We start from the raw sequence: 19,550 nt of genomic DNA, 5'->3' as shown, positions 1-19,550 counted from the left end.
GGGAATAATATGATGATAAAAGTTGAACGCTTGTCCTTCTCATTTCCGCAAAAAGAACTTTATAACAACATTTCATTTACGTTAGAGGAAGATCAACATTGCGCTTTTATTGGAACAAGCGGCAGTGGGAAAAGTACATTGATTGATATCCTGATGGACCCGGAAAGATATCTATTCGATGGCAAATTAGAAATCGACCCCGATTGCACAATTGGATATGTAAGTCAGTTCTCAGAACTAGACAACACTAAAGAAAAAACAGTGTTTGAATATATAGGAGAACGATTTATAGAGATTCAAAATGAAATTCAAGCGATTTGCACGGAAATGGAAACTTCATCGGATATAGAACCGTTATTGGAAAAGTATCAATTCGCTTTAGACGCATTTGATGCAATGGGCGGGGAAGATTTTGAAAGCAACATTCATAAGCAGCTAAATCTGGCAAACCTCATGAAGCGAAGAGATCATCAGGTATCCGACCTGAGCGGCGGGGAATTCAAGCTTATTCAAGTGATGAAGGAAATGCTTAATCGTCCCGACTTCATGATTATGGACGAACCGGATGTATTTTTAGACTTCGAAAACCTAAACGCGCTTAAAAAACTGATTAATTCCTACAAAGGAATGCTGCTGGTTGTTACGCACAACCGATATTTATTGAATCATTGCTTTAACAAAATGATACACCTTGAAAATAGGGAGATCCAAGAGTTCGATGGGCGGTATATGGAGTATAATCTCTCCTTGCTTCAGACAAAAATCGAGTTGCAAGAGCTCGCAGTCGCTGAACAGGATGAGAGTGAAAGAAACGAGAAAATCATCCATAATCTAAGGGCTATTGCAACTTATAATGCAGATGCCTCTAGAGGTAGAGCGTTAAAAGCTAGAGTTAGTTATCAAGAGAGGTTGGAAGCGCGTAGAATTAAAGCGCCCTTCGTTGAGATTAAGCAACCGAATATCCGTTTCGATATGGATAATGAAATGGAAGACGCCATTGTTGTCAAGGTCCATGATTATAGCGTTGCTTTTGACGAGCTGCTTTTAGACAAGGTTAGCTTTGAGATAAAAACGACGGATAAAGTGGCCATTATCGGTCCGAACGGTACCGGGAAAACGACTTTACTACGAGAAATCTTTAGCAATAATCATGATTCAATTGAAATAAATACCGATGCTAAAGTGGCTTACCTATCTCAGCTCCAAGGCGAAATGCTAAATGATTCCAATACAATATTAGAAGAATTCATGGATACTGGGTTTAGCACTTATGATGAGGTTAGATCGTATCTTTCAAACTATGGCTTTGAAGGAGAAATCGTGAGTCAGAAGATAAAATCTTTATCCGGCGGAGAAAAAAACATCCTTCAATTGGCTAAAGTTTCTGCCAGTAGAGCGAACGTATTGCTTCTTGATGAACCGACAAGTCATTTAGACACCTATACACAAATCGCGCTGGAAAAAGCCATTGAAGACTATAAAGGCGCGATTCTCATGATTTCCCATGATTTCTATTCCGTTGTAAACGGTATGGATTATGTTCTAATCATTGAGGATAAGACGATCAGAAAAATGAGTATGCGAAAATTTAGACAGATGATTTATGCCAGTCATTTCGATAAAGACTATTTAGAAACGGAACAAAAGAAAAAAGCGGTTGAAATGAAAATAGAATTGGCTTTAAAAGATACTCAATTCGAACTTGCAAAAGGATGGGTTGACGAGCTGGAAGAGCTGATTAAGCTGCTGTAGATGGGGTGATCGCCATGAGCGTAATACGGTTGGAGAACGTCACGAAGAAGTATGAAGAGTCCATGATCTTCCGCGACATTTATTTTCGAGTGATGCAAGGGGAACGTATTGGCCTAATCGGACGGAACGGCGCCGGCAAGTCGACGGTATTTAAGCTCATCATGGGCAAGGAAGAGCCGACGTCCGGCAGAGTAGAAATAGATCCTCAGGTGCAAATCGGATATTTCTCGCAATTCTCGGAACTCAGCGGAGGCTTGTCCGTTCAACAAGAACTGGAAGCCTGCTTCGAGCAGGTTGCCCTTATTGAACGAGAGCTGCAAGAGGTCGGAGATAAACTGGGTGCGGTTACCGACGATAGCGAGATGAATGCGCTGCTGGCAAGACAAGCGGAGTTATTCGAGCAGATGGATCATCTCGATGGCTGGAACGTGTCCGTCGAGATTAATACGGTGCTTACGAAGTTGGGGTTCAATGACAGATCCCGCAATCAGCCAATCGATGAGTTGTCCGGGGGATGGCGTAACCGTGCGGCGCTCGCGAAGATGCTAATCGAGCTGCCTGATGTCGTTCTGCTCGACGAGCCGACGAACTACTTGGATATGGAAGGGATTGCATGGCTGGAGCAGTGGCTGTACCGATTCAAGGGAGCCATGATTCTGGTATCGCATGACCGGCAATTTATCGACAAGGTTGTCACGCGCACGATCGAGATCGAGAACTATCATTTTCAGGAATACGAAGGCAACTACACGGATTACGTCCGTAAGAAGAAGATGCGCAAGAAGGAGCTGGACCGCCAGTTCGAGTGGGAGGAAGAGCTGCTGCTCATGGAATCCGAGGCGATCGACGATCGCGCGAACCGGAAATCCGGTTCCAAGGACCGTCTCTCGCGGAAGCTGGCGGATAACAAGAAGCGGATAGAGCCGCATCCCGTTAACGTGCTGATTACCGACATCTACGAGAGGCTGCGCTTTCCCGACAAGCTATGCGAAGTGAAGGAGATCGGGCAGACCTACGAGGGCAGGCAGATCTTCGAGAACGTTAGCTTCGATATTCAGAAGGAAGATCGCTTGGTCATCGTGGGACCGAACGGAAGCGGGAAGTCCACGCTCATTAAGGCGCTTACCGGGCAGGAGAAGCCGGATTCCGGGGAGGTTGTTTGGGAGAAGGGGGTTAACTACGCCTATTTCAACCGGATGTGGGAGGAACTCGATCCTAAGGACACCGTCAGCCACGCGGTAAATACGTATGGATTGGGACTGGATGCTCCGCGCAAAAAGGTGAACAAATTCCTGGCTATGCTGCAATTCTCGGAGGCGGATCTGAGCAAGGCGATCGGCCATCTGTCCGGCGGGCAGAAAGCTCGGGTGGCGCTGGCTAAGTGTCTACTCTCGGGTGCGGCCGTTATCATTTTGGACGAGCCGACCAACCATCTGGACCTCACGAGCATACAAGTGATGGAGCAAGCTCTGATCCATTTTCCCGGTGCGGTTATTACGGTAAGCCATGATCGCTTCTTTATCGATAAGATCGGGACCAAGATGCTGACCTTCGATCCGGTAACGGGAGTGACCGAACAGAGCCTGTAAGAGAGAAGCCCCTAGACGGTAGCAAGCAGATAACATAAGGGTTGAAAGGCGGTGACATACGATGCAGTATGGAAAAATAATCGGTAAAGGCAATACAGCTACGGTATATGAGTGGGAAGAAGGTACGGTGCTTAAGCTGTTCGTTAAGGGTTATCCCAAAAGTGCGATAGAAAGGGAGTTTCTTAACGCTAAAGCAATCAATGCTATAAATTTTGCAAAACCCAAGGTATACGAAATCATTTGTATTGAAGAGCAGACAGGAATTATATACGACAGGGTGGAGGGGGAAACCCTGTTGAATTGGGTTTTGAAAACAGGCGACCTCCAAGAATGTGCCAAATATATGGCAAGGCTGCATAAGACAATTATTCAGAACAGCGTGAACAACGTACCGAGTTACAAAGAATTTTTAGAATCTAATATATTAAACGCTGCATCTGCTAATTTGATTGATCGAGAGAGAGCATTGGAAACCCTGGCTAAATTGAAAGATGGAGATACACTTTGTCATGGTGATTTTCATCCCGGTAATATCTTATTATCAAGCGGTCATACAATGGTTATAGATTTCATGAACGTATGCCATGGAGACTCCTTATATGATATTGCAAGAACTGTTTTCCTAATGGAGTACACACCAGTTCCACAAGATGCTGAAGATAGTGAAAGGTTACTGAGATTTAAGAAAACGTTAACTGATTTATATCTTGTGGAAATGAATGTTACCCGAGAAAGGATACAAGATTACCTATCTGTAATTATTGCCGCTAGAGTGGGTGAATGTCCTGAAGAGTACCGGTGAGATACATAAAGGGATTTTATAACCTGGACGGAGAGCTTTGACTTTCCGTCCTCTTCTATGTTTAATTTCAAACAAGTTTATCCGTACCACGACGGGGAAAATTAAACCGCTCCAAATGCGTGCGGCCATCCGAATAGGTATGCACCGCCCGAATCCCCAGAGGCAGGTAGGCTTTTCCGCAAGTAACGAAAGAAGTTGTGCCTGTTCCCCCATTGACAAATGAATGAATCGTTCATTATACTTGAGTAAGTTAATGAATGAACGAATCATTCATTATAACGAGGAGGAATTCTAAATGGACAGAATTCATCAAACAAATGATCCGAATGAAAGAGGAAAATATGTGGTGATTACCGGCGCGACGAGCGGAATTGGATTGGCGGCTGCCCGAGAGCTAGCTGCGAGAGGGGCGAACTTGGGTATTGTTGCGCGTAATACGACCAAAGCTAACGAGGTTGCGGATGGGATCCGGGCGACCTTCGGTAATCGGATCACGGTGGACGTCTTCATCGCCGACATGTCCTCACAGCGTTCGATCCGCCGCGCGGCAAACGAAATATTAGCGAAATGTCCCAAGATCGATATTCTGATCAATAATGCAGGTGCGATGTTTGTCGATCATAAGTTGACGGAGGATGGAATTGAGATGACCATGGCGGTCAATCATATCGCGCCATTCTTGTTAACGAGGCTTTTGCTTGATAGACTGATGCTGAGCGAACATGCTCGTATCATTACGACATCATCCCACGGCCATAAAATGGCTAGGCAAGGCATCGATTTCGACGATCTGAACGGCAAGCGTTATTTTGGTTTTTTTGGGAAGCTGAAGGGCGGCCCTAACTTCCGATACGGCGAGTCGAAGCTGGCGAACATCTTGTTTACCACAGAACTGACGCAACGATTGAAAGGCACGAATGTGGCAGCGTATAGCTTCGATCCCGGACTTGTCGCCACGAATTTCAATCGGGACAACGGATGGATGGCCCGGATGACGACGAACGTAATGATGTGGTTCGCCAGAACACCCGAGAAGGGTGCAGAGACGTTGGTATGGCTGGCGGATACCGACAACAAGAACTTGGAGAATGGACGTTACTACGTCGATAAACGTGTGGGGACGCTGTCAGTACAGGCAAGAAACGTGGAAGCAGCGAAGAAGCTATGGGAAGCGAGCGAGGAGCAGATCCTTTTGTCGCAGGCTTAATGCGAGACTAACGTACGAAAAAGGAAGAAGGATAACCTATGCCAAGAATAGAAAAAACGCAATCTGAACAAGAACGCAAGGATCAGATCAAAAAGGCGGCGCTTAAGATATTTGCGGAAAAAGGTCTCGTCGGCACGAAAATGAGCATGATAGCGGAGGAGGCCGGGATTAGCCAAGGTTTATCGTACCGCTACTTCGCATCCAAAGACGAGATCTTTGCGCTTCTCGTGGAAGAGGCGATCGAGGAATCCCGAAAAGCCATTCGGGATATCGCAATGTTCTCCGGTTCGCCTCTTGAGCAAATAAAGGCGTTTACGCTTCAAATGTTGGATGAGAACCACAAGCTATATTTCCTGCTCGTTCAACAGGCGTTAACGTTGGAAGCCGTTCCGAGTAAGGCGAGGGAAGCCATCGAGAGGTATTCCCCACAGGAAACCATCGAACAGATTATCCCGATCTTTATCCGAGGGCAGCAAGAAGGAGTATTCTCGGAGGGCGATGCTTACAAGCAATTGATTCTATATTTTTCGGTTATTAACGGTCTTATACTTCAAGACGCCAAGGTAATCGGAATGGATTGGATACAGGAAGTCGATCGTTTGCTGAACATATTGACGAAATAGAGATCGTCGTGGTTAAGGGAGCTTTCCTTATCGGAACGAGATGCCGATTCACTAAAAAGGAGTTGATTCGTTTGTACGGATGGTTGCTAGTGTTGCATATATTCGCTGCGGTAGCAGTGATCGGTTCAGCCTTCATGGTGCCTATTATCCGCAGATCGGCCAAAACGACTGACCAGCTTCGCTTTATTTTAGATATTACGTCCAAGCTTGCCTTGTTTACTAAAATCGGCGGCACGGTACTCGTGCTGACTGGTATTTGGTTAATGTTTATTGCCAAAATGGGGCTCACTGAAATGTGGCTAAATCTCTCTATTCTATTATCGCTTATCTTAATTGTCACCATTGTCGGTTTGATCGAACCGCGTACAAAACGGCTCGCTCAACTCGCATCCGAAAGGCAAGGGTATGAATTATCCGTCGATGTCGGGCTGGCAATGCGGAGAATTTCGCCTATGGAGACGACTGCCCAACTGCTGTCCCTAGCGGTAACCGTACTGATGGTCATTAAGCCGATGTTTTAAACGCTGGTGTAACCAGAAGTGCGGGACACTATAAGTGACGGCGGAAAATTAACGGACAGAATTTAAAATCCCCAAGTGTTGACATAAAACTTTACCCTATGCTAGCATACACTTAACTGATACGAACGGAGGGGTTACGTGTGTTAAACTAATTCTTCGATATTCTTTGCACAATTAATGAAATAGTGGTTTAAGGCTATTTTGTGTGCATAATAATCGAAGAATGGTTTGCCTTCACGGTAACCCGATTTAGTTATATGTAATGGAGATCAGAGGTAACTCTGCTTTCCTTTCATATAGGCTGGATTTAAAGAAACTGTAATGAACCATATTGTGATCTATCCGGTGACTTGACTGCGAGTTATCCATAGGGGAATCACATTGTTGCGTTCATTTCCAATTTCTTATTCGATTACAGATGCACAGGCCAATAGCCTGTGTTTTTTCTTTTATCCGAAAACATTGGAGGATTCCATATGAACGAACGATTAATCAAGATAGATGGAATTGAGATATGTACAGACAGTTTCGGGGAGTCAGCTAATCCGGCCATTTTGCTGATTATGGGGGCCCAGTCCTCAATGATATGGTGGGAGGAGGAATTCTGCCAGCGCCTGGCGGATGAAGGTCGTTTTGTCATTCGTTATGATAACCGAGATGTTGGACGTTCAACAACTTACGAACCGGGTCAGCCGAATTATACTTTTGAAGATATGGCGGATGATGCCATTAGAGTATTGGATGCTTATAAGGTTGAGCAAGCGCATATCATAGGTATGTCCATGGGCGGTATGCTGACCCAAATGATTGCTCTGCGGCATCCGGAGAGAGTTCTAACGATTACCCTCCTATCAACGTCCAATTTTGCTCCGCATCTCCCCCCGATGGAAGAGAAGGTTATGGAATTTTTCTCGAATATGGGGGCAATAGATTGGACAAACGAACAATCGGTAGTCGGGTTCGCGATTGGCAGATCAAGGATCCTCGTAGGTTCAAAGCATCCATTTGATGAGAACAAAGTTAGTGTATTGACTAAAAAAGAATTTACAAGGAGCAAAAACCCGGCTAGCATGACTAATCACGCCTTGCTGTCAGGCGGAGAGTCCTATCTGGCCAGAACAAGGGAAATCGACGTACCCGCTCTGATTATACACGGTACGGAAGATCCCATTATCCCTTATGACCATGGGAAAAACCTTGCTAACGAGATTCCAGGTTCGGTGTTACTGGCCTTAGAGGGAACTGGGCATGAACTTCATTACGATGACTGGGATATTGTAATTGATTCTATTGCAAAGCACACTTCAATACAAAATTAGTTAACTAAAGACGATTGAATCACCGATTAGGCCGCCGAATACTTCGGTGGCCTTTCCGCACTGGCATGCCGTTAAATGCAGAGCTTCCTATAAATATCTAAAGTAGCCCATCACGCTAATAAGGGATGATAGTTTGAATAACAGTGGAAGCAGAGGCCACTTGCCGCAGTAACTGAAAAGAAAGATTATCAAGATGACAGCAAAGTAGAAGGACAATTCAACGAAATCTTGAATTTTTTATTGATATTCTATTTTTCTCTAAGAGGGGTTAACTAATGGTGTGGAAGAACTATATCAAATCCATTTCGGAAGAGTATTTTTATAGAGATCCGGCAAACGATGTGGAATTGGCACTAATTAAAGAAAAGCTTAATGTGGAGTTGCCCGAAGAGTTATTGCAATTATTTCAAGAATCAAATGGAGTGTTCGATGAATATCAGTGTCCATTAATTTGGTCCATTAACCAAATCGTAGAGGATAACCTGCATTATCGATCTGAAGAATATAAGGGCAGATATATGCCCTTTGATCATCTTTTGTTTTTTTCTGATGCGGGAAACGGCGACTTATTCGGCTATGCCATATTAAATGGGGTGATTCAAACGAACAGAATCTATGTTTGGAATCATGAAGATGATAGCCGTTCTTGTGTTGCGCCCTCTTTAAAATACTTTATTAAAGGTTGGATTACTGACGAGATTTCTATTTAAATGGAAGATCACAAGGATGAAAGGCTGCTGGATTAATCGGCAGCCTGTTCAACGGGTAGGATGAAACTTTAATGAAGTCCGAATTCGTTAAAAGGGCTTAGACGGCGAACGAGGTAACCTCGAACAGAATGCCGTCAAGCGCTTTGAAGTAAAGCGTGTAACCTCCACGCATCGACTTCGGACTATTTTCCTTGCTAGCAAGTCCCGCAGACATAAGCTTAAGGAAAAATTGATCCACATCTTCCTTCGTATCCACGTAGAACCCGACATGGAACCCCTCGGGATAAATCGGATTCTCGCCTCGTAAGGCCACCAACTGGCTTAAGACGAGCGTAAACCCCGCCTGGTCCTTCATAACTGCAATCGCGTCACCTTTCCGATCTGCAAGCTCAAAACCGAATATATCAGCGAAAAAGGTAACTGCCTCCGACATATTGTTTACGCACAAGTTCAGATGGTTTAGCTTCATTTTTTATTTCCTCCGTTATTCTAATGGTATTAGATTAATCTAATGGTATTAGAATATGCTTCTATGCTATACTTGTCAAGTGAAAGGGTGAGCCCATTGGCCAGGAAAACTCGTACAACCAATACTCCGCTGGACCAGACAAGAATTATTCAGACCGCGTTGCAATTGCTGGACGAGATCGGCCTCAAGGAATTAAGCATGAACAAAATCGCGAACAAGCTACAGGTGAAAACCGCATCACTTTATTATCATATCCAAGACAAGGACCAGCTGATGGGACTGCTGACCGATCGAATAAGCAGCTCTATGGAGTGGCCGGAGTCGTCCCTATCTTGGAGGGAGCAGCTTGGGCTCTGGGGGGAGTCTTTCCGTAAAGTCCTTCTCTCACACCGGGATACGGTGGATCTGTTCAATTCCAGTATAGCCTCGGGCTATGATCGCCTTAAGCAGGTAGAGAGGCTATACGCCCTATTGTCATCTATCGGTTTCCCGGACCAGCAGGTGCCATGGGTAGCTTCAATTTTGAAAAATTACGTTCTCGGATTTGTTGGAGAAGAGGTAAGGTTGCGGTTAAATGTCGAGCAGGGTGCCCTCTCGAGTGCGGAGCTAAGCGAACGCTATAACCAATATTATAGTCAACTGCCGTCAGAGGAGTTCCCTACGGTAATCCGCCTGGCTTCGTACACGACGAACTCCGATTGGGCGAAGGAGTTCGAGTTCGGACTTAATGTTCTGACAGAGGGGCTGGCGGCTAAGCTTCAGTAGAATTTACATTGGATACCTACACGGATGAGTTTAATTAGAGCCGTCTTTACCTTTTAGTTACACAAGGCAGGGTTGGACTGTCTGATCAGCCGACGAAATTTGATAAACGATACGACCCTCCATGGAATGAGGTATCCAAAGGCTACCATCATGAATAATGTCATTAAAGCTTGGGGGTCCATGTCGGATAACTCCTGGCGAAGAGCAAATCGTATGATCAATATACCGATGAAAGCCGCAATAAATCCCCAATTTTTCTGCGCATATATCAGGTTGTCTTCTCTTACCTCGTAATTGGTGGTCCAAATCAATGGGATCGAAAACACGATGCCTAGTCCAAAGGCTGCCCCAACAGCCCAAGCTGGCTCATTCAGGTTAAATAGAAGTGTGAATCCAGGAAGTGTGAATAACAGAGGAATCAACAGTCGAATTCCACTGCCTCGTATTGGACGGTACATGCTTCGCATTCTTCTCCATAATACCAAAGCGGCTATTGCAGCGATTATTACATAAATGGAGCTTCCATTCATTTTCGTTCACCTCATATGTTGGATACACTTATATTACTTACTTTTACATATCCACGAGTAGTGACAGCAGTCATTAACCCGAATGACCAAAGTCATATTGTAGCATTCCGGATAGCAAGGCTGCATGGCCGGAATTAGTGCTTTGACAAAGGTTGTCTGCGCCAATCTTCCGCAGTATCGTGGGTTCAAATGGAAACAAGGCGGTGGCTCTGACATTGTTAGGAACTGATGTCACAGTGGTGGACTTTTCCTCAGAAAATAAAAAGTATGCCTTGGAACTGGCGAAAGCTTCAGAGGTCCAGATACAGTATGTTTTGTCCGACGTACTTATGAGCTGTTAGAGTTGTCGTGGGGGGAATGGAAGCCAGTCATTTTGCTTCAACTGATTTCCAACGGCACACCATATGAGGACATCGATTGCGACCTGTACGGATTTTTTTTGCTGTGCCTTGTTTCGCTCTGTTCTATTACGTAATTCATGCAAACCCAAGCCCCTATGTGGACTTGGGTTTGTTTTTTATGGCTAACACGTTTGGCTATGTAACAATCCTTGTAGAAAAGGAGAGGAAAGCACTAAAAGAAACTTAATGAAGAAAGAATGTCGATTAGCGGTTTATTTGTTCGTTGTGTTAATAGCGGTAAATCGATCGCACAGCCGAAAGGACGGGTATGAAAATGGGGAAAATCATCATGCAGCAATTCATTACGTTGGATGGCGTCATGCAGGCGCCTGGCGATCTCAATGAATTCGAATATGGAGGATGGCAGCTGCCATATGTTGGCGAGGAGCATCTAACCTTAATTATCGAGCAAGCCTACGCGGTTGAAGCGCTCCTCCTGGGGCGTAGAACATACGAGAGTTTCGCGGCAGCATGGCCTTCGGCGACCGGCATGCGAGGGTTGGCCGATCGGATGAATGGCATATCGAAGTTCGTGGCTTCGAGAACCTTGAGCCAAGCGGATTGGAATGCCACCATCATCCATGGTGACGCGACCGAAGAAGCAGCGAAGCTCAAGCAGGAGCTTAGAGGAGACTTGCTGGTCGTCGGCAGTGGCGATCTAGCACAAACGCTGATGAACAATCATCTCATCGACGAATACCGACTCTGGGTCCACCCTGTAATCTTAGGTCGCGGACAACGGCTGTTCAGAGGGGAAAGCGAGAAGGCTGCTATGCGTCTCATGGATTCCAAAGCGCTAAAATCAGGTGTCACGATTCACACCTACCAGCCCGAGATAATGAATTAAAAAAAATTTGCGAGTGTGTCGAAATTGCCGTTATCGGTTCGTCGTCTAAATAGAAGGTCAAAATATCTGCCCGCGAGGGAATGAGAGGGGAAGAAAATTACTATGGTTACAAACAAGCGGCATATGAAGGGGATTCGTCTGCTTCTGATGTGCGGGGTTGTTTCAGCGCCTCTGTTCTACCTTGCAGCCATTATTCAATCGTTTACCCGTGTAGGATTCGATATTAGACGGCACGCCATCAGTACCCTTACATTGGGGGATGCGGGATGGATTCAAAGCGCTAATTTCTTCATTACAGGATCGCTTGCTGTATGTGCAGCGATTGGAGTGTGGCGTCTGCTGCGCGGGCGAATGGGAGGCACGTTAGGGTCGTTGCTCATTGGAATCTATGGGATTGGCATGATCCTGGCAGGTCTGTTTCGTCCAGATCCTGGCCTCAGCTTTCCCCCAGGTGCCCCTGCGGAAATACCGACATCGATGAGCGGCCATGCAGCACTTCATTCCGTGGCGTTCTTTACAGCCTTTATTTGTTTAATTGCAGCAGGCATCGTTTTTGCACGTCGGTTTGCTGTACAAGGCGAGCGTGGTTGGAGTATCTATTGTATTGCTTCTTGTATTGTTGCGCCTGTGCTTATCATGATTGGCTCAAGCATCGCGAGTTGGATTGGCGTTATTATGGGGTGCGCCGGAATTGTTGCTTTCGGTTGGGTTTCGGTTCTTGCAGCTAGACTACGTGCTGAAGCTCTTGTAGCAGTATAACCCAGACTAAGAGGATTATAGATATTACTACTCTAAAGGAGCGTATGAAGTATGAAACAGGAAGTAACCGATTTTATCGAGGCGTTAAAAGAACCGTGGCACAAGGAATTTTCCGTCTGTCTGCGTGAAGTGGTTCACCAAGCGATTCCCAATGTACATGAGCGTATTCAGTATAAGAAGCCTCACTTTTTGAAAAATGGAAAATATGCCGCAGCTATCTCGACAGCGAAAGAAACCGTTAGTTTCACCATTTTTAATTGTTCAGAGTTAACATTCCCGGAGGGCGTGTTCGATGGCCCTGCGGAAAGAAAAACATTGAAGCTGCGTAAAGAGGATACGTTCGATTCAGAACAATTGGTGTCGCTGCTCAGACAGGCTTCAAACTCGCTGTAGCTGTAAATGCGCCGCAGGCAAAGTTGCGATAGACGGAAATTGGTAATCCCGGCACACATGTATAGCGCCAAAATATTATGAAGAAATTCCATCTTTACAAGACTTCTGGGGCGTGACGATTATAGGAGCAAGCACTATTCTGATGCCTGCCCTCAAGTTTGAGCCCATCGATTCCGTCGTCATTCAGGTTAGACATGAACTCGGCTGCCTTTGTCCAGAAAAGCGGTAACGATGAACCCGTTCCTATTATTACCCGATAAGAGGAACCGATCGCATTCTTCAAGGGGAATGATCGTAGAAGTCCCCGTCTCCGCCGCTACATAATAAATCTCCGCGAATGACCGCTCATCCTCGAAGATAAGATGGTTCTTTTCGTAGGGATAGGCTTCAAGCTGATCGATATACTCTTCCAGGCACCAATCGTTCCGCTCCATAATTTCCGAGTGAGGATAGCCCAGATAACGGAAATGCCACGGCTCGCAAGAAATTCGTGTCAGGGACTCCTTGCCTTCCTTATAACGCTGGACAAACCCATACCGGGCGGCAAGCTGCTTAAAGCGCTTATAAACGCCGCTGTCAGGGAATGACGGGGCGATGAAATCCACATCCTTGTTCCGCTTGCCGACGTCGATAGCCAGCCCCGTCTGATGTTCGCTTCGATCTGGCAATGCGACATAACGTGCGGTGTATTCGGCCCCATTATCAGCTAGTGAAGATTCATAAATCTCCTCTTGCTCTATTTTCGTTCTATAGCCGCTGACAGCGATAACCTCGTTCATTCCCTGACAAGCCTCAAGCAGATTCGCCAAATTCCGCAAACAGGTTCTATCTAGCCGCATTCCGTCGTGCAGCGTATGGATAGCCGGAATCGTGCTAAGCGGCAACAAACGGTCGGAAGAACTCGTCTGCCGAATGGGATGCTCGCGATTGATCAAGACCAGATGTCCTTGGTGGATTTCGGAATTAGCTATTTGTACGGTGGAGTACGTCAAATGACGGCCTGTTCGACTTCGCTCCATCTGATTTGGTTGTCCCATTTTGCGTGATCCTCCTCGGTATCGGTATAGATTCTTGCAACTCTGACGCCAAGCGAAGCGGAGATTTCCTGTGCCACGATTCCGATATGGGCGGCAAGCTCCGCAAACGTAATTCGCTGCTCGCCCTGAAGTCCGATCAAGGTTACAAGAGTACCCTCTGAGCACGGTCCCGGAAGCTTGACCATCAGCTGGTCCATGCAGATTTTGCCGACAATCGGGGCGCGCCGACCTTCAATCAGCACCTCTGTGCCTTGCATCCGCTGCGTCCAACCGTCGGCATAGCCGATCGGCACCGTTCCGATCCATTCGTCCTCTTCGGCATGGTACGAATTGTCGTACCCGAGATATTCGCCTTTGGCCAGCTTTTTCACGTGGACCAGACGGCTATGCAGGCTTAAAGCCGGCTCCAGCTTGACGGATCGAACGAGCTGCTCTGGATAAAAGCCATACATCGCCGCTCCGATTCGAACCATATCCATCGCCAGATGGGGGAACCTTAGCGCCGCAGCGCTGCCCGCGCAATGGTAATGCCGGATCTTCAAGCCGGACGAAACTGCCCATTCCTTCATCTCGACGAAACGAGCGGTCTGCCTTTCCAGGAAAGCGGTGTCTGCCTGACCTGCTGTCGCGAAATGGGTGTAGAAGCCGTCCACTTCGACGTCCTCCGCGCTCAGCCACGGAACGAGCTCTTCCCATTCCTTCCTCGACCGAATGCCGATCCGCCCGAGTCCCGTATCCAGCTTCACATGAACCCGAAGCTTCCCCGCCGAAGAGTAAGGCTTAAAGACACGGGCCTCGGCAAACCAATGGGCACTTGTGACGGTCAGTATCAAGTCGAGCTTCAGCGCCAGTGGCGTCCGTTCCGGTCGAATGGGGGTCAATACGAGAATCGGCAGCTTCATGCCGGCATCGCGAAGCCGAACCGCCTCTTCCAGATAAGCGACCGCCAAATAATCCGCCCCCGCCTGTTCGGCCGCCGCAGCCGACTCGAGGTCGCCGTGCCCATACCCGTTCGCCTTCACGACGGCCATCAGCTTGACCGAATCCGGCAGCGACTTGCGGATTTTCCGCATATTCTCGCGAATGCGGCTCAGACTGATATCGGCCCACGTGTCACTTAGCATTCCGACCACCTCGCTCATCTGGCTCAACTTGTTCACCTCGCATAGCGAATCGTTTGTTTGGCTTCATGACGGGCAACGGCATGACCAATCAGCTTCTCGATCAGCTCGGAATAGGAAGTTCCGTCGGTACGTTCCCACATGACCGGATACATGCTGAAATTCGTAAATCCGGGTAAAGCGTTAATTTCGTTGAGGAACCATTCGCCATCTCCGTCAAGGAAGAAGTCGACGCGAGCGAGGCCCTCACAGCCATGGGCTTGGTAGGCCAAGATGGCCAGTTCACGAACTCGCGAGGTCAGGCCGTCCGCCAGCTTGGCGGGAATCGACATCGCCAGCCGCTTGTCCATGTACTTGGTTTCGTAATCGAAGAAAACGTGATCATGGATGAACTCGCCGGGCAACGATGCCAGGGGCCTTTCATTGCCGAGGACGGCTACTTGAATTTCCCTGCCGTCCACTTCGCGCTCGATTACGAGCTTCTTATCGTAGGAGAACGCCTCGCCGATACCGGTTAGGAGCTCCACTTGGTTTGTACACCTGCTGATGCCGATGCTGGAGCCTAGGGAAGCCGGCTTCACGTAGCAGGGATATCCAATACGATTCTCCACTTCACTCAGAATCGCTGTCTTATCCGATCTCCATTCTTCGAATCGGCAAGCCATAAATTCCGTCTGTCGAATGCCCGCTTGGGCCAAGACCTGCTTCGACATCGCCTTGTCCAAGGTAAGCGCGGACGACAGCACGCCGTTCCCGACGTACGGAACGTTCAACAGTTCCAGCAGGCCTTGCACCGTGCCGTCTTCCCCGTTAGAGCCGTGCAATAACGGCAGAACGACTTTGGGACCGGGCAAAGCCATCATGCCCGACAGGATTTCGCCGATGGACCGAGCCGGGTCGCGAAGCTCGGGCTGCGCAATTAACCGTTCGACCGTCAATCCCACCTTGGAAAGTTGGCCGGGCGTGCACCACAAGCCGTCACGAGTAATGTAAACGGGATAAGCATCGAAGCGGCTTTCGTCAATGGAATGAAGGACCGTAACCGCTGTTTTTAACGACACTTCGTGTTCGACGGATTTGCCTCCGTACAGAACGTATAGCTTTGTTTTCATATCGATAACCCTCCAGGCGGAACTCTTGTCCGTTGCTCTACCTTCAAGATACCGCGGATGGCCAAGAGAGTTCGTAAAAGATCATAAAGGAAATCTTAAGAATTCCTTATTTGTGAATACGGGCGGTCGGTTGCGAAGACTATTTCTGATAAACTATAGCCAAATTAAAATAAAAACCGGAGAGATCCCATGAATCCCATTAAAATACTGATCGCTGACGACGATTTTGAAATCGCCCAACTGATCAAAATTTATTTGAATAACGAAGGATATCAGGTGCTCACGGCAAGCAACGGCCGCGAAGCCATGAATTTGATCGCCAAAGAATCCATCCAATTGATTATCCTTGACGTCATGATGCCGGAGATGGACGGCTTGGAGGTCGTGCGGGCGGTGCGCGCGGAGCACGGTATTCCGATCCTGATGCTGAGCGCCAAAACCGAGGATATCGATAAAATCTTGGGGCTCACGACAGGGGCGGACGATTATATGGTCAAGCCGTTTAATGCCCTCGAACTGATCGCCAGGGTGAAGTCGCTGCTCCGCAGGTCCATTTATTTGAATGTGCAGATCCAACAGGCACAGGATCAAGACGAAATTCAGATCCATTCCCTGAATATAAGCAAGAAATCGCATACGGTTACGGTGGAGGGCCGGAACGTTAATTTGACGTCGACAGAGTTCGATATTTTGTATTTTCTGGCAAGCCATCCTGGACAGGTGTTCAGCGCGGAGGCCATATTCGAAGCAGTGTGGAAGGACAAGTTCCTGGAGTCCACGAACACCGTTATGGTTCATATCAGCAAGCTTCGCGATAAATTGGAGAGCGAGCTGGGCGGTGTCAAGCCGATCCAGACCGTATGGGGAGTAGGATATAAAATTGATCCGTAAACCGTGGAAGAGTCTGCGTTTCAAAATCCTGTACTTAATCGGCTTAAGCGCGTTGGCGTCCGTCATGACGGCTGGCTTCCTCGAATTGATCGCGGCCGCGGCGCTCAAATACGATATTCCTTACCTCGGATCGCTTTTGCGGCTGATGTGGGAAGAGTTCGGAATTCCGCTCCTCTTTACTTCAGCCTGCCTTTTGCTTTTTATTTTCTACTTGTTCGTTCTCAGTCGTTCAACCATTCGTTACCTAATGGAAATCTCGCAGGGAATCGAACGGATCGCCGCGGGGAATTTTGATTACCGCTTTCCGATTCGCAGGGATGACGAGCTCGGGGTATTGGCGGAAAATATCAATACAATGACGGCACAGCTGAGGCTGTCTATCGAGGAGGAACGGCGTGCCGAGCGGACGAAGGTCGAGTTGGTCACGAACGTTTCTCATGATCTGCGCACGCCGCTGACATCCATCGTCGGGTATTTAGGGCTGATCGAAGAGGATCGCTACCGGGACGAAGTGGAACTGAGGCATTACACTCGAATCGCATACGAGAAAACGATACACTTGAAAACGATGATTGACGATTTGTTCGAATTCACGAGGACGAGCGGCGGAATGGGGCTTCGATTGGCCCCGATCAATCTCGCCCAGATGCTCGCGCAATTGGCGGCGCAATTCCGTTTGCAATTTGAACAGGCGGAGATGGAGTGCCTCTTAACTCTCCCCGATCATCCGAACATCGTAGAAGCAGACGGGGATAAGCTTGTCCGTGTCTTCGAGAACTTGATCGTCAACGCGATCCAATACGGAAAGGATGGCAGGCAGGTCGATATCGCGTTATCGAACAGCGACTCTGGGCAAGCCGTCGTGGAGATTACGAACTACGGAGAGCCTTTGCCGGCATCCGTTATTCCGTTGTTATTCGAACGGTTTTATCGCGGCGAGCAATCCCGTTCGCGGAATACGGGCGGCTCGGGACTCGGCCTCGCAATTGCCAAGAACATCGTTGAGCTGCATAATGGAGCGATTTCCGCAACGAGCGTCCAAGGGAGAACCACGTTTACGGTGAGGCTTCCCCTTAAAAAATAACGGAGGCAGCCTGTAAAGGGAAGGGCCATCCATCGAAAGGCCTCTCTTCAGTACTTACCGTAACAGACTTGGTTTGTAATGAATCATTTGTTTGTTACACGGCTTCAATAACGCTCGAAAATCCGTTCGGTCTTGTCCAGGGCATTGCGGCGTTGCTCGAGCGTGCGATTCTCCATGCCAGAGTAGTTGTGCCACTTCAGCTTGTGGATGCCCATCTTCCGGAAGGTGCCGCGGAAGACCATTTTGGCAATCGGGTTCCCGAGGAACCAACGGTAAACGAAGGTCGGTGTGGCCATGACCGTCAACAGAGTTACACTCTTCAAGCGGGGCAGTAAGCATTTGAAGGGACGTCCCGGCTTCGTCTCGGTATAGAAGATACCCTTTACAAATACTCTGTCGAGAAACCCTTTCATGAGAGCAGGCATTCCTTCCCACCAGATGGGAAAAATAAACACGATATGATCCGCGGCCATTAGTCGCCGCTGATAGTCGGTCACGAGCGGGTCGCTAGAGCGTTTCTGGCGCCAATCAGCTAGATCTGAGGCGGACATGACGGGATTGAAGCCGTCCGCGTGCAGATCGATCAGATCGACGCCGTGATGGTTCGAGAGCAGACCTTTCGTCACAGAGGCTAATAACGCGGCGGAATAGCTTCTTCGATGCGGGACATTCTCGGAAGCCGTGGCACCGTAAGGATGGTCGAACACGATTACGAAATTCATTGCGGAGCACCTCTTCCTGTCTTTTTTTGTTTTATAGAAACATAATTGTTTTATTTGAAACCATAATATGTTTTTGTTTTCTCGTTGTCAATAATGTTTCCTGGAATTATTTAATTCAGGCCAATTGCTTGCTATACTGTAACAAAAGAAACGACAGGAGAAACGGAAAGGGGGGCGAAGGATGTCCCGCACAAGGGTAGACGCAAACGTTGAACAAGCGTACTTGATCACGGAGATGATGGGCCAAATCGGTGTCATACAGAAGCGATTCCAGGCTGAAGGAGAGGACGAGGAAAGGCGTTGGATGATGGCGCGCACCTCGGATGAGGATGTCATCGCTTTCCTAAAAGAAGCGACCATCCTTATGCTGCACATCGTTGACGCGATTGGGGAGTCAACGGTAGTGAACGGCATTACGATCTCCAAGCGTTTCGGTATCCCGAGAGGCAGTGTGTCCAAGATTACAAGGCGATTGTCGGAGCAAGGAATCGTTCAAATCGAATCACTCCCCGACAATAAGAAGGAAGTCTTGTTCCGTTTAACTCCGATGGGGCAGAAAGTCTTCAATCTCCACAATGAGCTACACATTCATATCGAAAGCAACGTTCGTGAATTTCTGGGCCGTTATGACCTCGAACAGATGCGTTTTCTCTTGCAATGCATGAAGGATACGGCGGACATGTCATGGGTTCGATTCGATGAGGGCGTTGACGTTCAGGAAGAGAATCCGGTTTTGGGGGAATCACGGACGGATCCGGTTGATCAGGCAGCTGGTGAAGTAAGCCAAATTCTGGACATGTTGCGGCGATTGGACTCGACAAAGCTTCGAAAGATCAAGGAACTGATCCGCATTGCTTTCCTTGAGGATTGACGAAGCCATTTCGGCATTCGCTCTG

General features: G+C 47.7%; 21 protein-coding genes and 1 pseudogene. 16 read left to right on the top strand and 6 right to left on the bottom strand.

The annotated features are described in order from the left end of the window. The first annotated feature begins 12 nt into the window (after positions 1-12). From DFP98_RS12135 to DFP98_RS12100, 8 genes are all read left to right on the top strand, one after another. Positions 13-1,752, top strand: a complete 1,740-nt coding sequence (locus DFP98_RS12135; protein ID WP_116061003.1) for an ABC-F family ATP-binding cassette domain-containing protein — start codon at positions 13-15, stop codon at positions 1,750-1,752. 14 nt (positions 1,753-1,766) lie between these two features. Beyond that, positions 1,767-3,341 carry an ABC-F family ATP-binding cassette domain-containing protein gene (locus DFP98_RS12130; RefSeq protein WP_116060856.1) on the top strand — a complete coding sequence of 525 codons (1,575 nt, stop codon included), beginning with the start codon at positions 1,767-1,769 and terminating at the stop codon, positions 3,339-3,341. Between the two features lie 61 nt (positions 3,342-3,402). Next, positions 3,403-4,143 (top strand): aminoglycoside phosphotransferase family protein, encoded by a 741-nt coding sequence (locus DFP98_RS12125; RefSeq protein ID WP_116060855.1) that lies wholly within the window; start codon positions 3,403-3,405, stop codon positions 4,141-4,143. Between the two features lie 295 nt (positions 4,144-4,438). Beyond that, positions 4,439-5,350: an SDR family NAD(P)-dependent oxidoreductase gene (locus tag DFP98_RS12120; protein WP_116060854.1), complete on the top strand. Its 912-nt coding sequence runs from the start codon at positions 4,439-4,441 to the stop codon at positions 5,348-5,350. 38 nt (positions 5,351-5,388) lie between these two features. Continuing rightward, the gene (locus DFP98_RS12115) at positions 5,389-5,973 is read left to right on the top strand and encodes a TetR/AcrR family transcriptional regulator (RefSeq protein WP_116060853.1); all 585 of its coding nucleotides are present in this window, start codon (positions 5,389-5,391) and stop codon (positions 5,971-5,973) included. Positions 5,974-6,044: 71 nt separating this feature from the next. Further along, a complete protein-coding gene (locus tag DFP98_RS12110; RefSeq protein ID WP_342772486.1) occupies positions 6,045-6,494 on the top strand; it encodes a DUF2269 family protein in 450 nt (149 codons plus the stop codon). A gap of 476 nt (positions 6,495-6,970) precedes the next feature. Next, positions 6,971-7,813: an alpha/beta fold macrolide esterase gene (mle, locus tag DFP98_RS12105; RefSeq protein ID WP_116060852.1), complete on the top strand. Its 843-nt coding sequence runs from the start codon at positions 6,971-6,973 to the stop codon at positions 7,811-7,813. A 275-nt stretch (positions 7,814-8,088) separates the two neighbouring features. Beyond that, on the top strand, positions 8,089-8,523 hold the full coding sequence (locus DFP98_RS12100; RefSeq protein ID WP_246016504.1) for an SMI1/KNR4 family protein: 435 nt from the start codon (positions 8,089-8,091) through the stop codon (positions 8,521-8,523). A 97-nt stretch (positions 8,524-8,620) separates the two neighbouring features. Here the strand turns inward: DFP98_RS12100 and DFP98_RS12095 are convergent, their stop codons facing one another. Then, positions 8,621-8,992 carry a VOC family protein gene (locus DFP98_RS12095; RefSeq protein WP_116060851.1) on the bottom strand — a complete coding sequence of 124 codons (372 nt, stop codon included), beginning with the start codon at positions 8,990-8,992 and terminating at the stop codon, positions 8,621-8,623. A gap of 96 nt (positions 8,993-9,088) precedes the next feature. On the opposite strand from DFP98_RS12095, the gene DFP98_RS12090 reads away from it, so the two are divergent. Beyond that, a complete protein-coding gene (locus tag DFP98_RS12090; RefSeq protein ID WP_181917642.1) occupies positions 9,089-9,757 on the top strand; it encodes a TetR/AcrR family transcriptional regulator C-terminal domain-containing protein in 669 nt (222 codons plus the stop codon). A 53-nt stretch (positions 9,758-9,810) separates the two neighbouring features. Here the strand turns inward: DFP98_RS12090 and DFP98_RS12085 are convergent, their stop codons facing one another. Beyond that, entirely contained in the window at positions 9,811-10,215 is a 405-nt protein-coding gene (locus DFP98_RS12085; RefSeq protein WP_246016516.1) for a CcdC family protein, read from the bottom strand. Positions 10,216-10,460: 245 nt separating this feature from the next. Between DFP98_RS12085 and DFP98_RS39730 the strand changes: the two are divergent. From DFP98_RS39730 to DFP98_RS12070, 4 genes and pseudogenes are all read left to right on the top strand, one after another. After that, positions 10,461-10,616, top strand: a pseudogene (locus tag DFP98_RS39730) (class I SAM-dependent methyltransferase); the annotation flags it as partial. Between the two features lie 346 nt (positions 10,617-10,962). Beyond that, positions 10,963-11,535 carry a dihydrofolate reductase family protein gene (locus tag DFP98_RS12080; RefSeq protein WP_116061000.1) on the top strand — a complete coding sequence of 191 codons (573 nt, stop codon included), beginning with the start codon at positions 10,963-10,965 and terminating at the stop codon, positions 11,533-11,535. Between the two features lie 102 nt (positions 11,536-11,637). Then, positions 11,638-12,294 (top strand): DUF998 domain-containing protein, encoded by a 657-nt coding sequence (locus tag DFP98_RS12075; protein WP_116060848.1) that lies wholly within the window; start codon positions 11,638-11,640, stop codon positions 12,292-12,294. 51 nt (positions 12,295-12,345) lie between these two features. Next, positions 12,346-12,687, top strand: coding sequence for a DUF1801 domain-containing protein (locus DFP98_RS12070; RefSeq protein ID WP_116060847.1), 342 nt, complete (start codon positions 12,346-12,348; stop codon positions 12,685-12,687). Positions 12,688-12,875: 188 nt separating this feature from the next. Here DFP98_RS12070 and DFP98_RS12065 read toward each other — a convergent pair whose 3' ends face one another. Genes DFP98_RS12065 through DFP98_RS12055 form a run of 3 tightly spaced genes read right to left on the bottom strand, consistent with a single transcriptional unit; the run spans position 12,876 to position 15,957 of the window. Continuing rightward, positions 12,876-13,724, bottom strand: coding sequence for a D-alanyl-D-alanine carboxypeptidase family protein (locus tag DFP98_RS12065; RefSeq protein ID WP_246016503.1), 849 nt, complete (start codon positions 13,722-13,724; stop codon positions 12,876-12,878). Next, complete coding sequence (gene alr, locus DFP98_RS12060) at positions 13,676-14,866, bottom strand: alanine racemase (RefSeq protein WP_246016515.1); 1,191 nt, start codon at positions 14,864-14,866, stop codon at positions 13,676-13,678. The genes DFP98_RS12065 and alr overlap by 49 nt, the downstream gene beginning before the upstream one ends. A 14-nt stretch (positions 14,867-14,880) precedes the next feature. Then, positions 14,881-15,957 (bottom strand): D-alanine--D-alanine ligase family protein, encoded by a 1,077-nt coding sequence (locus tag DFP98_RS12055; protein ID WP_116060846.1) that lies wholly within the window; start codon positions 15,955-15,957, stop codon positions 14,881-14,883. 189 nt (positions 15,958-16,146) lie between these two features. On the opposite strand from DFP98_RS12055, the gene DFP98_RS12050 reads away from it, so the two are divergent. Together DFP98_RS12050 and DFP98_RS12045 are read left to right on the top strand one after the other, a co-directional pair. Next, positions 16,147-16,848, top strand: a complete 702-nt coding sequence (locus tag DFP98_RS12050; RefSeq protein WP_116060845.1) for a response regulator transcription factor — start codon at positions 16,147-16,149, stop codon at positions 16,846-16,848. Next, positions 16,838-17,932 carry a sensor histidine kinase gene (locus DFP98_RS12045; protein WP_116060844.1) on the top strand — a complete coding sequence of 365 codons (1,095 nt, stop codon included), beginning with the start codon at positions 16,838-16,840 and terminating at the stop codon, positions 17,930-17,932. The genes DFP98_RS12050 and DFP98_RS12045 overlap by 11 nt, the downstream gene beginning before the upstream one ends. Positions 17,933-18,036: 104 nt before the next feature. On the opposite strand, the gene DFP98_RS12040 is transcribed toward DFP98_RS12045, so the two are convergent. After that, positions 18,037-18,654 (bottom strand): NAD(P)H-dependent oxidoreductase, encoded by a 618-nt coding sequence (locus tag DFP98_RS12040; RefSeq protein ID WP_116060843.1) that lies wholly within the window; start codon positions 18,652-18,654, stop codon positions 18,037-18,039. A 304-nt stretch (positions 18,655-18,958) separates the two neighbouring features. Between DFP98_RS12040 and DFP98_RS12035 the strand changes: the two genes are divergently transcribed. Next, positions 18,959-19,525 carry a winged helix DNA-binding protein gene (locus tag DFP98_RS12035; RefSeq protein WP_220377085.1) on the top strand — a complete coding sequence of 189 codons (567 nt, stop codon included), beginning with the start codon at positions 18,959-18,961 and terminating at the stop codon, positions 19,523-19,525. The last annotated feature ends 25 nt before the right edge of the window (positions 19,526-19,550 follow it).

Source organism: Cohnella phaseoli (assembly GCF_003386235.1).
Lineage (GTDB): Bacteria > Bacillota > Bacilli > Paenibacillales > Paenibacillaceae > Cohnella > Cohnella phaseoli.
This window is presented reverse-complemented; position numbering and strand designations above follow the sequence as displayed.